This window comes from Salmonella sp. NW1250 (genome assembly GCF_051812965.1).
GTDB classification, from domain to species: domain Bacteria; phylum Pseudomonadota; class Gammaproteobacteria; order Enterobacterales; family Enterobacteriaceae; genus Salmonella; species Salmonella enterica.
The window spans coordinates 60,133-73,577 of the sequence record NZ_JAMNDD010000019.1; the positions used below are offsets into that span (position 1 = coordinate 60,133).

At 55.1% G+C, this 13,445-nt stretch carries 14 protein-coding genes; 13 read left to right on the forward strand and 1 reads right to left on the reverse strand.

Annotated features, from left to right (window positions below; translation table 11 throughout):
• Nucleotides 1-300 precede the first annotated feature (300 nt).
• The 5 genes from NBA72_RS22885 to NBA72_RS22905 all read left to right on the forward strand — a co-directional run bounded on the left by NBA72_RS22885 (nt 301) and on the right by NBA72_RS22905 (nt 6,118).
• The gene (locus NBA72_RS22885) at nt 301-1,437 is read left to right on the forward strand and encodes a porin OmpC (protein WP_000865519.1); all 1,137 of its coding nucleotides are present in this window, start codon (nt 301-303) and stop codon (nt 1,435-1,437) included.
• Nucleotides 1,438-1,551: 114 nt separating this feature from the next.
• On the forward strand, nt 1,552-2,604 hold the full coding sequence (gene apbE / locus NBA72_RS22890; RefSeq protein WP_000784304.1) for an FAD:protein FMN transferase ApbE: 1,053 nt from the start codon (nt 1,552-1,554) through the stop codon (nt 2,602-2,604).
• 80 nt (nt 2,605-2,684) lie between these two features.
• Nucleotides 2,685-3,746, forward strand: coding sequence for a bifunctional DNA-binding transcriptional regulator/O6-methylguanine-DNA methyltransferase Ada (gene ada, locus NBA72_RS22895; RefSeq protein ID WP_000975968.1), 1,062 nt, complete (start codon nt 2,685-2,687; stop codon nt 3,744-3,746).
• Between the two features lie 2 nt (nt 3,747-3,748).
• Nucleotides 3,749-4,399 carry a DNA oxidative demethylase AlkB gene (alkB, locus tag NBA72_RS22900; protein ID WP_000884991.1) on the forward strand — a complete coding sequence of 217 codons (651 nt, stop codon included), beginning with the start codon at nt 3,749-3,751 and terminating at the stop codon, nt 4,397-4,399.
• Between the two features lie 75 nt (nt 4,400-4,474).
• On the forward strand, nt 4,475-6,118 hold the full coding sequence (locus NBA72_RS22905) for a multidrug ABC transporter permease/ATP-binding protein (RefSeq protein WP_042949829.1): 1,644 nt from the start codon (nt 4,475-4,477) through the stop codon (nt 6,116-6,118).
• A gap of 191 nt (nt 6,119-6,309) precedes the next feature.
• On the opposite strand, the gene eco is transcribed toward NBA72_RS22905, so the two are convergent.
• Nucleotides 6,310-6,804, reverse strand: coding sequence for a serine protease inhibitor ecotin (gene eco / locus NBA72_RS22910; RefSeq protein WP_000781589.1), 495 nt, complete (start codon nt 6,802-6,804; stop codon nt 6,310-6,312).
• Nucleotides 6,805-7,217: 413 nt separating this feature from the next.
• Between eco and napF the strand changes: the two genes are divergently transcribed.
• The 8 genes from napF to NBA72_RS22950 all read left to right on the forward strand — a co-directional run.
• Nucleotides 7,218-7,709 (forward strand): ferredoxin-type protein NapF, encoded by a 492-nt coding sequence (napF, locus tag NBA72_RS22915; RefSeq protein WP_000228069.1) that lies wholly within the window; start codon nt 7,218-7,220, stop codon nt 7,707-7,709.
• Nucleotides 7,699-7,962 (forward strand): chaperone NapD, encoded by a 264-nt coding sequence (gene napD / locus NBA72_RS22920; protein ID WP_001260058.1) that lies wholly within the window; start codon nt 7,699-7,701, stop codon nt 7,960-7,962. Before napF ends, napD begins: the two co-directional genes overlap by 11 nt.
• On the forward strand, nt 7,959-10,445 hold the full coding sequence (gene napA / locus NBA72_RS22925; protein ID WP_042949830.1) for a nitrate reductase catalytic subunit NapA: 2,487 nt from the start codon (nt 7,959-7,961) through the stop codon (nt 10,443-10,445). The genes napD and napA overlap by 4 nt, the downstream gene beginning before the upstream one ends.
• 6 nt (nt 10,446-10,451) lie before the next feature.
• Nucleotides 10,452-11,147, forward strand: coding sequence for a ferredoxin-type protein NapG (napG, locus tag NBA72_RS22930; protein WP_000091679.1), 696 nt, complete (start codon nt 10,452-10,454; stop codon nt 11,145-11,147).
• Complete coding sequence (gene napH, locus NBA72_RS22935; RefSeq protein ID WP_042949832.1) at nt 11,134-12,003, forward strand: quinol dehydrogenase ferredoxin subunit NapH; 870 nt, start codon at nt 11,134-11,136, stop codon at nt 12,001-12,003. Before napG ends, napH begins: the two co-directional genes overlap by 14 nt.
• 115 nt (nt 12,004-12,118) lie before the next feature.
• On the forward strand, nt 12,119-12,568 hold the full coding sequence (napB, locus tag NBA72_RS22940; protein ID WP_000835182.1) for a nitrate reductase cytochrome c-type subunit: 450 nt from the start codon (nt 12,119-12,121) through the stop codon (nt 12,566-12,568).
• A 9-nt stretch (nt 12,569-12,577) separates the two neighbouring features.
• Nucleotides 12,578-13,180, forward strand: coding sequence for a cytochrome c-type protein NapC (gene napC, locus NBA72_RS22945; protein WP_000431778.1), 603 nt, complete (start codon nt 12,578-12,580; stop codon nt 13,178-13,180).
• A gap of 20 nt (nt 13,181-13,200) precedes the next feature.
• Nucleotides 13,201-13,445, forward strand: a 245-nt coding sequence (locus NBA72_RS22950; RefSeq protein WP_031617889.1) for an ATP-binding cassette domain-containing protein, incomplete at its 3' end; no start/stop codon positions are given.

Sequence of the window (13,445 nt, forward strand, 5' to 3'; positions counted from 1 at the left end):
TTTATCATTCAGTGCTATGAATTTCATCAATTTAACCCGTTGATTTTAAAAGTTTCGTGAATATATTTTGTCTATTTGTGCTTATTTTTACTTGATTTTTGCTTTAAAAAAGTTCCGTAAAATTAATATTTTGAAACATCTATGTAGATAACTGTAACATCTTAAAAGTTTTAGTATCATATTCGTGTTGGATTATTCTGTATTTTTGCGGAGAATGGACTTGCCGACTGGTTAATGAGGGTTAACCAGTAAGCAGTGGCATAAAAAAGCAATAAAGGCATATAACAGAGGGTTAATAACATGAAAGTTAAAGTACTGTCCCTCCTGGTACCAGCTCTGCTGGTGGCGGGCGCAGCGAATGCGGCTGAAATTTATAATAAAGACGGCAACAAATTAGACCTGTTTGGTAAAGTTGATGGCCTGCACTACTTCTCTGACGACAAAGGCAGCGACGGCGACCAGACCTACATGCGTATCGGCTTCAAAGGCGAAACGCAGGTTAACGATCAGCTGACCGGTTATGGCCAGTGGGAATATCAGATTCAGGGCAACCAGACTGAAGGCAGCAACGACTCCTGGACGCGTGTGGCGTTTGCGGGTCTGAAATTCGCTGACGCAGGTTCCTTCGATTATGGTCGTAACTACGGCGTAACCTATGACGTGACCTCCTGGACCGACGTTCTGCCGGAGTTCGGCGGCGACACCTACGGCGCTGACAACTTTATGCAGCAGCGTGGTAACGGCTATGCCACTTACCGTAACACCGACTTCTTCGGCCTGGTGGATGGTCTGGACTTCGCGTTGCAGTATCAGGGCAAAAACGGCAGCGTGAGCGGTGAAAACGATGGTGGGCGCAGCCTGCTGAACCAGAACGGTGACGGTTACGGCGGATCGCTGACTTATGCAATCGGCGAAGGCTTCTCTGTCGGTGGCGCTATCACCACGTCTAAACGTACTGCCGATCAGAACAACACCGCTAACGCTAGCCTGTATGGTAACGGCGATCGCGCCACGGTTTACACCGGCGGCCTGAAATACGATGCGAACAACATCTATCTGGCAGCGCAGTATTCTCAGACCTATAACGCAACCCGTTTTGGTACCTCTAACGGTAGCAACCCGTCCACCTCTTATGGTTTTGCCAACAAAGCGCAGAACTTTGAAGTGGTTGCTCAGTACCAGTTCGACTTTGGTCTGCGTCCGTCTGTGGCTTACCTGCAGTCTAAAGGTAAGGACATCAGCAACGGCTACGGCGCCAGCTATGGCGACCAGGACATCGTAAAATATGTTGATGTCGGCGCGACTTACTACTTCAACAAAAACATGTCCACCTATGTTGATTACAAAATCAACCTGCTGGATAAAAACGACTTTACTCGCGATGCGGGCATCAACACCGACGACATCGTAGCGCTGGGTCTGGTTTACCAGTTCTAATCAGCAAAAGATGTTGCTAAAGGGCCTGCGGGCCCTTTTTTCATGCCTTATTCCGGCGTACAAATACGACGTTTTGATATACGCTTGCGTCCATTCGAATGAGGATAAACAGCGATGAAAATGACTTTTTGCCGGGCCGTGTGTCTGGCGGCGGCTTTTTTACTTATGGGCTGCGATGAGGCTCCCGAAACGACAACAGCGTCACCTGCCGCTCAGGTGCTGGAAGGTAAAACGATGGGGACCCTCTGGCGGGTGAGCGTGGTTGGTATCGATGCGAAACGCGCCGCAGAGTTACAGACTAAAATCCAGACTCAGCTTGATGCTGATGATTGGTTGCTTTCTACCTATAAAAATGACTCCGCGCTGATGCGTTTTAACCATTCACGCAGCCTTGCGCCCTGGCCGGTCAGCGAAGCCATGGCGGATATCGTGACCTCGGCGCTACGTATTGGCGCGAAGACGGATGGCGCGATGGATATCACCGTGGGCCCGCTGGTCAATCTGTGGGGGTTTGGGCCGGATCGGCAGCCGCTGCATATCCCAACCCCAGCACAAATCGATGCGGCAAAAGCGAAAACAGGCCTGCAACATTTGCAGGTTATCGACAGGGCTGGACATCAGTTTTTGCAAAAAGATCTGCCGGATCTTTATGTTGATCTCTCCACGGTCGGGGAGGGCTATGCGGCGGATCATCTGGCGCGACTGATGGAGCAGGAGGGCATTGCGCGTTATCTGGTCTCGGTGGGCGGCGCATTAAGCAGTCGCGGGATGAATGCGCAAGGGCTGCCGTGGCGTGTCGCGATTCAGAAGCCGACCGACCGGGAAAACGCGGTGCAGGCGATTGTGGATATCAACGGGCATGGCATCAGCACCTCCGGCAGCTACCGCAACTATTATGAGCTGGATGGCAAGCGCGTATCGCACGTTATCGATCCGCAAACGGGGCGCCCCATTGAACACAATCTGGTATCGGTTACGGTCATCGCGCCAACGGCGCTGGAAGCGGACGGCTGGGACACCGGCCTGATGGTGCTTGGTACGCAAAAGGCGCAAGAGGTCGTGCGGCGGGAAGGGCTGGCGGTCTTTATGATCATGAAAGAAGGTGAAGGCTTTAAAACCTGGATGTCGCCGCAGTTCAAAACGTTCCTGGTGAGCGATAAGAATTAAAACGCAAGATTACGGGTTTTTGTGGGCGGATTTACGGACACACTGCATGTAAGCAAGCACTATGCTTAATGAAGGAGTCTATGATGAAAAAAGCGTTACTTACCGATGATGAATGCTGGCTGCGGGTGCAGGCGCGCGATGCCAGCGCGGATGGGCGTTTCGTTTTTGCGGTGCGAACCACCGGCGTTTTTTGCCGCCCTTCTTGTCGCTCGAAGCGGGCGTTACGTAAAAATGTTCGCTTTTTTGCCAACGCGCAGCAGGCGCTGGACGCCGGTTTTCGCCCCTGCAAGCGCTGTCAGCCGGATAATGCGCGCGCGCAGCAACGGCGGTTGGATAAGATTGCCTGCGCCTGCCGTTTGCTTGAGCAGGAGACGCCGGTAACGCTGGCGTCTCTGGCGCAGGCGGTGGCGATGAGCCCGTTTCATCTGCACCGTTTGTTTAAAGCGAGCACCGGTATGACGCCGAAAGGGTGGCAGCAGGCGTGGCGCGCCCGGCGGCTGCGTGAGGCTTTGGCGAAAGGAGAGCCGATCACGGCGGCTATTTACCGCGCTGGCTTCCCGGATAGCAGTAGCTACTACCGTCATGCCGACCAGACGCTGGGCATGACGGCAAAACAGTTTCGCAAAGGCGGCGATAATGTCTCCGTTCGCTATGCGCTGACGGACTGGGTTTACGGACGGTGCCTGGTGGCGGAGAGCGAGCGGGGGATTTGCGCGATTCTCCCCGGTGATAGCGACGACGCGCTACTGGCTGAATTACACACCCTTTTCCCTGCGGCCCGCCACGAACCTGCTGACGCGCTTTTTCAGCAACGGGTGCGGCAGGTTGTCGCGGCTATCAACACACGCGATGTGCTGCTCTCGTTGCCGCTGGATATCCAGGGAACCGCGTTTCAACAGCAGGTCTGGCAGGCGTTATGCGCAATTCCCTGCGGCGAAACCGTAAGCTATCAACAGCTTGCCGCGACTATCGGCAAACCCACGGCAGTACGCGCGGTCGCCAGCGCGTGCGGCGCGAATAAACTGGCGATGGTGATCCCGTGTCATCGGGTCGTGCGTCGCGATGGCGCGCTCTCCGGTTATCGTTGGGGCGTGCGTCGAAAAGCGCAGCTATTAAAGCGAGAAGCGCAAAAAGAGGAGTAGCAATGCTGGATCTATTTGCTGATGAAGCGCCCTGGCAAGAGCCCCTGGCGCCTGGCGCGGTGGTGTTGCGCCGCTTTGCGTTTCGCGCGGCGCAGTCGCTATTAGACGATATCGGGTTTGTCGCCAGTCAGTCTCCGTTTCGTCAGATGGTGACGCCGGGCGGCTACACCATGTCGGTGGCGATGACCAACTGCGGCGCGTTAGGGTGGACCACCGATCGTCACGGTTATTGTTATGCCGTGCGCGATCCGTTGACCGATAAACCCTGGCCTGCGCTGCCGTTATCGTTTGCCAGCGTATGTCGTCAGGCGGCAATCGCGGCAGGGTATGCGAGCTTCCAACCGGACGCCTGCCTGATCAATCGCTACGCGCCCGGCGCAAAACTGTCGCTGCATCAGGATAAAGACGAGCCGGATCTGCGCGCGCCTATCGTCTCAGTTTCGTTGGGGGTGCCGGCGGTTTTTCAGTTTGGCGGCCTGCGTCGCAGCGATCCGCTCCAGCGGATCTTACTGGAGCATGGCGATATCGTGGTCTGGGGCGGCGAGTCCCGGCTGTTTTATCATGGTATCCAGCCGCTTAAAGCGGGCTTTCATCCCATGACCGGTGAATTTCGTTACAATCTCACCTTCCGTCAGGCGGCTGAAAAAGAATAAAAATAAGAATTATTATTGCTGTGCGGGTGGAGTTAGTTAAACTGCGGGCTGTTATTATCGGTCCGGGTTGTATGCATGGAACTTCTTATTCTTGTCTGGCGGCAGTACCGCTGGCCATTTATTAGCGTGATGGCGCTGAGCCTCGCCAGCGCGGCGCTGGGGATTGGCCTGATCGCGTTTATCAATCAGCGCCTGATTGAAACGGTGGACACCACCGTCATGGTGCTGCCGGAATTTCTCGGTCTGCTCCTGTTGCTAATGGTCGTCACATTAGGTTCCCAACTGGCGCTCACCACTCTGGGACACCATTTCGTTTACCGCCTGCGCAGCGAATTTATCAAGCGCATTCTGGATACGCACGTTGAACGCATTGAGCAACTGGGCAGCGCCTCTTTACTGGCCGGTCTGACCAGCGATATTCGCAATATTACTATCGCCTTTGTGCGTCTGCCTGAGCTGGTGCAGGGCATTATCCTCACCGTCGGCTCGGCGGCGTATCTGGCGATGCTATCGACAAAAATGCTGCTGGTTACGGCTATCTGGATGGCGGTCACTATCTGGGGCGGATTTGTGCTGGTGGCGCGGGTTTACCAGCATATGGCGACCCTGCGCGAGACCGAAGATGAGCTGTACAACGACTATCAGACGGTGCTGGAAGGACGCAAAGAGCTGACGCTAAACCGCGAGCGTGCGGAGCAGATTTTTCAGCAATGCTATACCCCGGACGCCAAAGAGTACCGTCATCACATTATCCGTGCCGATACTTTTCACCTGAGCGCCGTCAACTGGTCGAATATCATGATGCTGGGAGCGATAGGCCTGGTCTTCTGGATGGCGAATAGTCTCGGCTGGGCGGATACCAACGTCGCGGCGACCTATTCACTGACGTTGCTGTTCCTGCGCACGCCGCTGCTGTCTGCGGTGGGGGCGTTGCCAACGCTACTGACCGCCCAGGTGGCGTTTAATAAACTGAATAAATTCGCGCTCGCCCCGTATAAGCCTGATTTTCCACAGCCGAAAGCCTTTCCCGACTGGAAGACGCTGGAGCTGCGCAACGTGGTTTTTCACTATCAGGATAACGCGTTTTCCGTGGGGCCCATCAACCTGACGATTCACCGCGGCGAACTGCTGTTTTTAATTGGCGGCAACGGTAGCGGGAAATCGACGCTGGCCATGTTATTGACCGGATTATACCAGCCGCAATCGGGAACGATTTTACTTGACGGTCAACCTATTGCCGCCGGGCAGCCGGAAGATTATCGCAAACTGTTTTCTGCGGTGTTCACCGATGTGTGGTTATTCGACCGCCTGCTGGGGCCGCAGGGGAAACCCGCCAATCCCGCGCTGGTCGAAAAGTGGCTTGAGCACCTGAAAATGACGCACAAGCTGGAGCTAAACGACGGGCGCATTTTGAATCTTAAACTGTCGAAAGGGCAAAAAAAGCGCATTGCGCTGCTGCTGGCGCTGGCGGAAGAGCGCGATATTATTTTGCTGGATGAGTGGGCCGCCGATCAGGACCCGCATTTCCGCCGGGAGTTTTATCAGGTACTGTTGCCGTTAATGCAGGAAATGGGCAAAACCATTTTCGCCATCAGCCATGATGATCACTATTTTATTCACGCCGATCGTCTGCTTGAAATGCGTAACGGGCAGTTAACCGAACTCACCGGCGACGAACGTGATGCCGCCTCGCGTGATGCGGTTGCGCGTACTGCGTAATGGACTATGGCGCCGGATGAACCGCCTGATGGCAGCCCTACGTCCGCACGCGGGTAGGCCTGATAAGATGCTACGCGTCGCCACCAGGCATCGGGCGAGCGGATTTCCAGACGTGTTTTGAAAAGAACCCCGGAGCGCTGCGTGAGCCGGCGTGTTCAGATGCCCGGTAAGTGTGACCGGGCAGCGTAACGTTATCGCGCGACGGCGTTCTGTACGTTAGCGTCCGCTTTCCAGATGCGATATTTCACGTCCACATTCGCCGGGGTATACACCACGATCGGCAGCTTGCTGTTGTAGCGCAGCATCCCGTCTTCACCCAGCCAGGCGGTGACGAATTTTTGCTCTTTCTTACCTTCAGGGCAGGCCATCATGGTTGATACCGGAGAGGTGACGTTATCAAAGACATAATAGTCATAGCCCCAGCCTTCCAGCGTTTTTGTTTCCAGAGTGCCGCCGAGGCGATGCTGGTTACAATCCACATTCAGCGTTTGACCAATCAACAGTTCCACTTTGAGGGTAGATTCATCCTGCTGAGGGGTAAGGGTTATCACTTGCCGCTTCATTCCTTTTTCCGCCTGCGGATAGGGGGCGATTTTTTCCAGCGGCTGGGCGGTATCACCATTGTTAGCCCAGGCAGAGGCGCTGGCGAGGGCGGCGAAGACAACGGCAGGGACAAACATCTTCATTTGATTGTTCACAGTATTTCCTTTCTGCTGTTTTCGGTATGCACGGGCAACAGATTAACACATTCATATTATCTATTAATCTGTATTTACTCATATTTTCAAGATTATTAATAAAATAGCGTCTTTTTATATAGTGGAATATTCCGATATTGATAATGTAAATGAAATTATCAACTATTAGTGATTTTCGTTATATAAGCATCTATATAACTCATTGAAATGTGAGAAAAAGCACGTTTACGGGTCTTTACCTGGCACTCTTTTGATCCGGCAACAGCATTTACCTCTATCGGGGTATGCATCTCTTACACATCCTGAAATATCTTATTTACAAAAACAACTACTCATAAATTGTGCGGTTTTTATTGGCATTCACTCCCTATGGAAGCGTGTCGTTATGGAAGGGCGATATCATGGTTGATTTATCCCGTCGAAGCATGTTGACCGGCAGTTGGCGCAACGCCAGCAATGGGATTCTTCCGCCGTGGGCCAGAGAAACAACCTATTTTCTCGCACATTGTCTGCGTTGCGACGCCTGCATCCAGGCGTGTGAGGCCGACATCCTGCAGCGAGGGGCGGGGGGATATCCGAGCGTAGATTTCAAACGGGGCGAGTGCAGCTTTTGTTATGCCTGTGCGCAGGCCTGTACCGAATCGCTTTTTCTTCCGCGCCACACCAGGGCCTGGGATCTGATTTTTACGCTCACGGAAAACTGCCTCGCCAGGCAATCGGTTGAATGCCATCGCTGCCAGGACAGTTGTGAACCTATGGCCATTACCTTTCGTCCCACGCTATCCGGCATTTACCAGCCGCAGCTTGACTCGCAGGCCTGTAACGGATGCGGGGCGTGTGTGGCTATCTGTCCCGTGTCAGCCATCAAAGCGGAGAACCACCATGCGCACTAACTGGCAGGTCTGTAGCCTGGTCGTGCAGGCCAAAAGTCAGAACATCGCCGCCATTGGCACACAGTTGAACACGTTGCCGGGTTGCGAAGTCGCGTTAAGCGACGTTGAAAGCGGGCAACTGATCGTGGTGGCGGAAGCAGATCAGAGTGAAACGCTGATGCAAACAATTGAGTCAGTACGCAATGTCGAGGGCGTACTGGCGGTGTCGCTGGTTTATCACCAGCAGGATGAGCAAGGTGAGGAAACACCATGAAACTCAGTCGTCGTAGCTTTATGAAAGCTAACGCCGTTGCGGCCGCTGCGGCGGCTGCCGGTCTGAGCGTGCCGGGCGTCGCCCGCGCCGTTGTCGGGCAGCAGGAAGCCATCAAATGGGATAAAGCGCCGTGCCGTTTTTGCGGAACGGGTTGCGGTGTGTTGGTGGGAACGCAGCAGGGCCGTGTGGTCGCCTGCCAGGGCGACCCCGACGCGCCGGTCAACCGTGGTCTGAACTGCATTAAAGGCTACTTCCTGCCCAAAATCATGTACGGTAAAGATCGTCTGACGCAGCCGATGCTGCGCATGAAAGACGGCAGCTATCACAAAGACGGCGAGTTTACGCCGGTGAGCTGGGAACAGGCCTTCGATGTGATGGAGGAGAAGTTTAAAACCTCCCTGAAAGAGAAAGGACCAGAAGCGATCGGCATGTTTGGATCGGGTCAATGGACCATCTGGGAAGGCTATGCCGCCGCGAAACTGTTCAAGGCTGGTTTCCGCTCTAACAACATCGACCCGAACGCGCGTCACTGCATGGCCTCGGCGGTGGTGGGCTTTATGCGCACCTTTGGCATGGATGAACCGATGGGCTGCTACGACGATATCGAGCAGGCCGATGCGTTTGTGCTATGGGGTTCCAACATGGCGGAGATGCACCCGATTTTATGGTCGCGCATCACTAACCGCCGTTTGTCCGACCCGAACGTGAAGGTTGCCGTCCTCTCCACCTTCCAGCACCGCAGCTTTGAACTGGCGGACAACGGTATTGTCTTTACCCCGCAAAGCGATCTGGTGATCCTTAACTATATCGCGAATTACATTATTCAGAACAACGCGGTAAATCAGGATTTCTTCACAAAGCATGTGAACCTGCGTAAAGGGGCGACGGATATCGGCTACGGCTTACGCCCGACGCACCCGCTGGAAAAAGCGGCGAAGAATCCGGGCTCCGATGCTTCCGAGCCGATGAGCTTCGACGAGTATAAAGCCTTCGTGGCGGAATATACGTTGGACAAGACTGCTGAAATGACCGGCGTGCCGAAAGATCAGCTGGAACAGTTGGCGCAGCTCTACGCCGATCCGAATAAGCGCGTGATCTCTTACTGGACGATGGGTTTTAACCAGCATACTCGCGGCGTGTGGGCGAATAACCTGGTTTACAACCTCCATCTGCTGACCGGAAAAATATCCCAGCCTGGCTGCGGTCCTTTCTCGCTGACCGGCCAGCCTTCCGCCTGCGGTACGGCGCGTGAAGTGGGAACCTTCTCACACCGTCTACCCGCCGACATGGTCGTGACGAACGAAAAACACCGTGATATCTGCGAAAAACACTGGCAGATCCCCGCTGGCACTATTCCGGCAAAAGTGGGTTTACATGCGGTGGCGCAGGATCGCGCGTTGAAAGACGGCAAGCTGAACGTCTACTGGGTAATGTGTAATAACAATATGCAGGCCGGGCCGAACATCAATGAAGATCGGATGCCGGGCTGGCGCGATCCGCGTAACTTTATCATTGTCTCCGATCCTTACCCGACGGTGAGCGCGCTGTCTGCGGATCTGATCCTGCCGACCGCCATGTGGGTTGAGAAAGAAGGCGCTTACGGCAACGCCGAACGCCGCACGCAGTTCTGGCGTCAGCAAATTAAAGCGCCGGGCGAAGCCAAATCCGACCTCTGGCAACTGGTGCAGTTCTCCCGTCGTTTTAAAACCGAGGAGGTCTGGCCGGAGGCGTTGTTGGCTCAGAAGCCGGAGCTGCGCGGTAAAACGCTGTATGACGTTCTGTTCGCCACGCTGGCGGTCAGCAAATTCCCGCTGAGCGAGCTGAAAGAGGATCAGTTAAACGATGAGTCTCGTGAGCTGGGCTTCTATCTGCAAAAAGGGTTGTTTGAAGAATACGCCTGGTTTGGACGTGGCCACGGGCACGATCTGGCGCCGTTCGACGATTACCACAACGCGCGCGGTCTGCGCTGGCCGGTCGTCGAAGGCAAAGAGACGCAATGGCGTTACAGCGAAGGCAACGACCCGTATGTAAAAGCGGGGGAAGGGTACAAATTCTACGGTAAACCGGATGGCAAAGCGGTGATCTTCGCGCTGCCATTTGAACCCGCGGCGGAGTCGCCGGACAACGAGTACGATCTGTGGCTTTCCACCGGTCGCGTGCTGGAACACTGGCATACCGGCAGTATGACGCGCCGCGTGCCTGAATTGCATCGCGCCTTCCCGGAAGCGGTGGTTTTTATTCACCCGCTGGATGCGAAAGCGCGCGATCTGCGTCGTGGGGATAAGGTTAAAGTGTCGTCCCGCCGCGGCGAAGTGATTTCGATTGTCGAAACGCGTGGACGTAACCGTCCGCCGCAGGGACTGGTGTATATGCCGTTCTTCGATGCCGCTCAGCTAGTGAACAACCTGACGCTGGATGCGACGGACCCGCTCTCTAAAGAGACGGACTTCAAGAAGTGCGCCGTTAAGCTGGCGAAGGTGTAACGCGTTATGTCCCGTACAGCGAAACCCCAAAATGGCCGCCGCCGCTTCCTGCGTGATGTTGTGCGCACTGCGGGCGGGCTGGCGGCGGTTGGCGTGGCGCTGGGCTTGCAACAGCAAACCGCGCGCGCAACGGGCGTTCGGCTGCGTCCGCCTGGCGCGCTGAATGAAAATGTCTTCGCCAGCGCCTGTGTGCGCTGCGGGCAGTGCGTTCAGGCGTGTCCATACGACACGCTAAAACTGGCGACGCTGGCCTCCGGGCTATCGGCAGGCACGCCCTATTTCGTCGCTCGCGACATCCCCTGCGAAATGTGTGAAGACATTCCGTGCGCCAAAGTCTGCCCCAGCGGGGCGCTGAATAAAGATATCGCCTCCATTGATGACTCGCGTATGGGGCTGGCGGTGCTGCTGGATCAGGAAAACTGCCTCAACTTTCAGGGGCTGCGCTGCGACGTTTGCTACCGCGAATGCCCGAAAATCGATGAGGCCATCACGCTGGAGCTGGATCGCAACATGCGCACTGGCAAACATGCGCGCTTTCTGCCCACCGTACACAGCGACGCCTGTACCGGCTGCGGCAAATGCGAAAAAGTCTGCGTACTGGAGCAACCAGCGATAAAAGTGTTGCCGTTGTCATTGGCGAAAGGGGAGTTAGGACACCATTACCGCTTCGGCTGGCTGGAGGGGAAAGATGGCAAATCGTAAACGCGATGCCGGGCGAGAAGCGCGGGCGACAAAAGGCTGGTGGCGTAGCCACCGCTGGCTGGTGTTACGCCGTATCAGCCAGTTTATGGTGCTGGGGATGTTTCTCAGCGGCCCGTGGCTGGGCTTTTGGGTTTTGCATGGCAACTACAGCAGTAGTTTGCTGTTCGATACCCTCCCGTTGACCGATCCGCTGATTACCCTGGAAAGTCTCGCCAGTGGACATCTTCCCGCTACCGTGGCGCTGACGGGAGCAGTGATTATCGCTGTGCTGTATGCGCTGGCGGGAAAGCGACTATTTTGCAGTTGGGTTTGCCCGCTAAACCCCGTTACCGATTTGGCTAACTGGATGCGCAGGAAATTTGACCTGAACCAGTCTGCGACGATTCCACGCCATATACGGTACGTCCTTCTGGTGGTGGTGTTAATCGGTTCGGCGTTGACCGGCACGCTGCTGTGGGAATGGATTAATCCTGTGTCGCTGTTAGGTCGTAGTCTGATTATGGGATTTAGTAGTGGCGCGTTGCTGATTATTGCTTTGTTTTTATTTGATTTATTAGTCGTTGAGCACGGTTGGTGCGGTCATATTTGCCCGATGGGCGCGCTGTATGGCGTGCTGGGCAGTAAAGGCGTAGTGACCGTGACGGCCAAAAAACGTGAGAAATGTAATCGCTGTATGGATTGTTTTCATGTTTGCCCGGAACCGCATGTGCTACGTGCGCCGGTGCTGGATGAGCAAAGCCCGGCGCAGGTCACTCACCGCGACTGCATGACCTGCGGTCGCTGCGTGGATGTCTGTTCTGAGGATGTTTTTACAATAACGATACACAACATCATTCGGGATGCATCGCGGCAGTAAGCGAGGAAATCCCCAGGAGCATAGATAACGATGTGACTGGGATTTTGGAGCGCAGCCAACAAAGAGGCAGCTCGAAGGATGAAGTGTAAATGCGATGGAGTTCGGGAGCGAAACAATGAAAAGCCATGACCTGATGAAAGCGCTGTGTCAATGGATGGCCACGCTTGCCCTGGTGGTAAGTGGTGCGGTTTGGGCGGCAAACGGAGTGGATCTGAGCCAGTCGCCGGAAGTATCCGGGACGCAGGAAGGGGCGATTCGTATGCCGAAAGAGCAGGAACGTATGCCGCTAAATTACGTCAACCAGCCGCCGATGATCCCGCACAGCGTCGAGGGCTACCAGGTGACGACCAATACCAACCGCTGTCTGCAATGCCACGGCGTGGAAAGTTATCGTACGACGGGCGCGCCGCGTATCAGTCCGACGCACTTTATGGACAGCGACGGTAAAGTGTCGGGCAATGTCGCGCCGCGTCGTTATTTCTGCCTGCAGTGCCACGTACCGCAGTCTGATACCGCGCCGATTATCGACAATACCTTTACCCCCTCGCAAGGTTACGGGAAATAAGAGGTCATTATGGAAAATTCTAACCGTAAACCTGGCTGGATAAAGCGCGTCTGGCGATGGTGGCGCAGCCCCAGCCGCCTGGCGTTGGGGACGCTGCTGTTAATCGGTTTTATCGGCGGCATCATCTTCTGGGGCGGCTTCAATACCGGAATGGAAAAGGCTAACACCGAAGAGTTTTGTATTAGCTGCCATGAAATGCGCAACACGGTGTATGAGGAGTATATGGAAACCGTCCACTACAACAACCGTAGCGGCGTTCGTGCCACCTGTCCTGACTGCCATGTGCCACATGAGTGGGGGCCGAAGATGATCCGTAAGATCAAAGCCAGTAAAGAACTGTACGCGAAGGTATTTGGGCTGATAGATACACCGCAGAAATTTGAAGCTCATCGCCTGACAATGGCACAAAATGAGTGGCGGCGCATGAAAGACAACAACTCGCAGGAATGCCGTAACTGCCACAATTTCGACTTTATGGATCTGACCGCGCAAAAAGGCGTCGCGGCGAAAATGCACGATCAGGCGGTAAAAGATGGACAGACCTGTATCGATTGCCACAAAGGGATCGCGCATAAACTGCCGGATATGCGTGATGTTAAACCAGGTTTCTGACAGGACGTTGATGAGTGGGAATGCTTGAAGCCAGAGATCTGTACTGCGAGCGGGACGAGAGGACGCTGTTTCGCGGGCTGTCGTTCACCGTGGAGGCCGGGGAGTGGGTGCAGGTCACCGGTGGCAACGGCGCCGGAAAAACCACCCTGCTGCGCCTGCTGACCGGGCTGGCGCGCCCGGACGGCGGCGAGGTGTACTGGCAGGGCGAGCCCCTGCGCCGCGTGCGCGACAGCTTCCATCGCAGCCTGCTGTGGATAGGGCACCA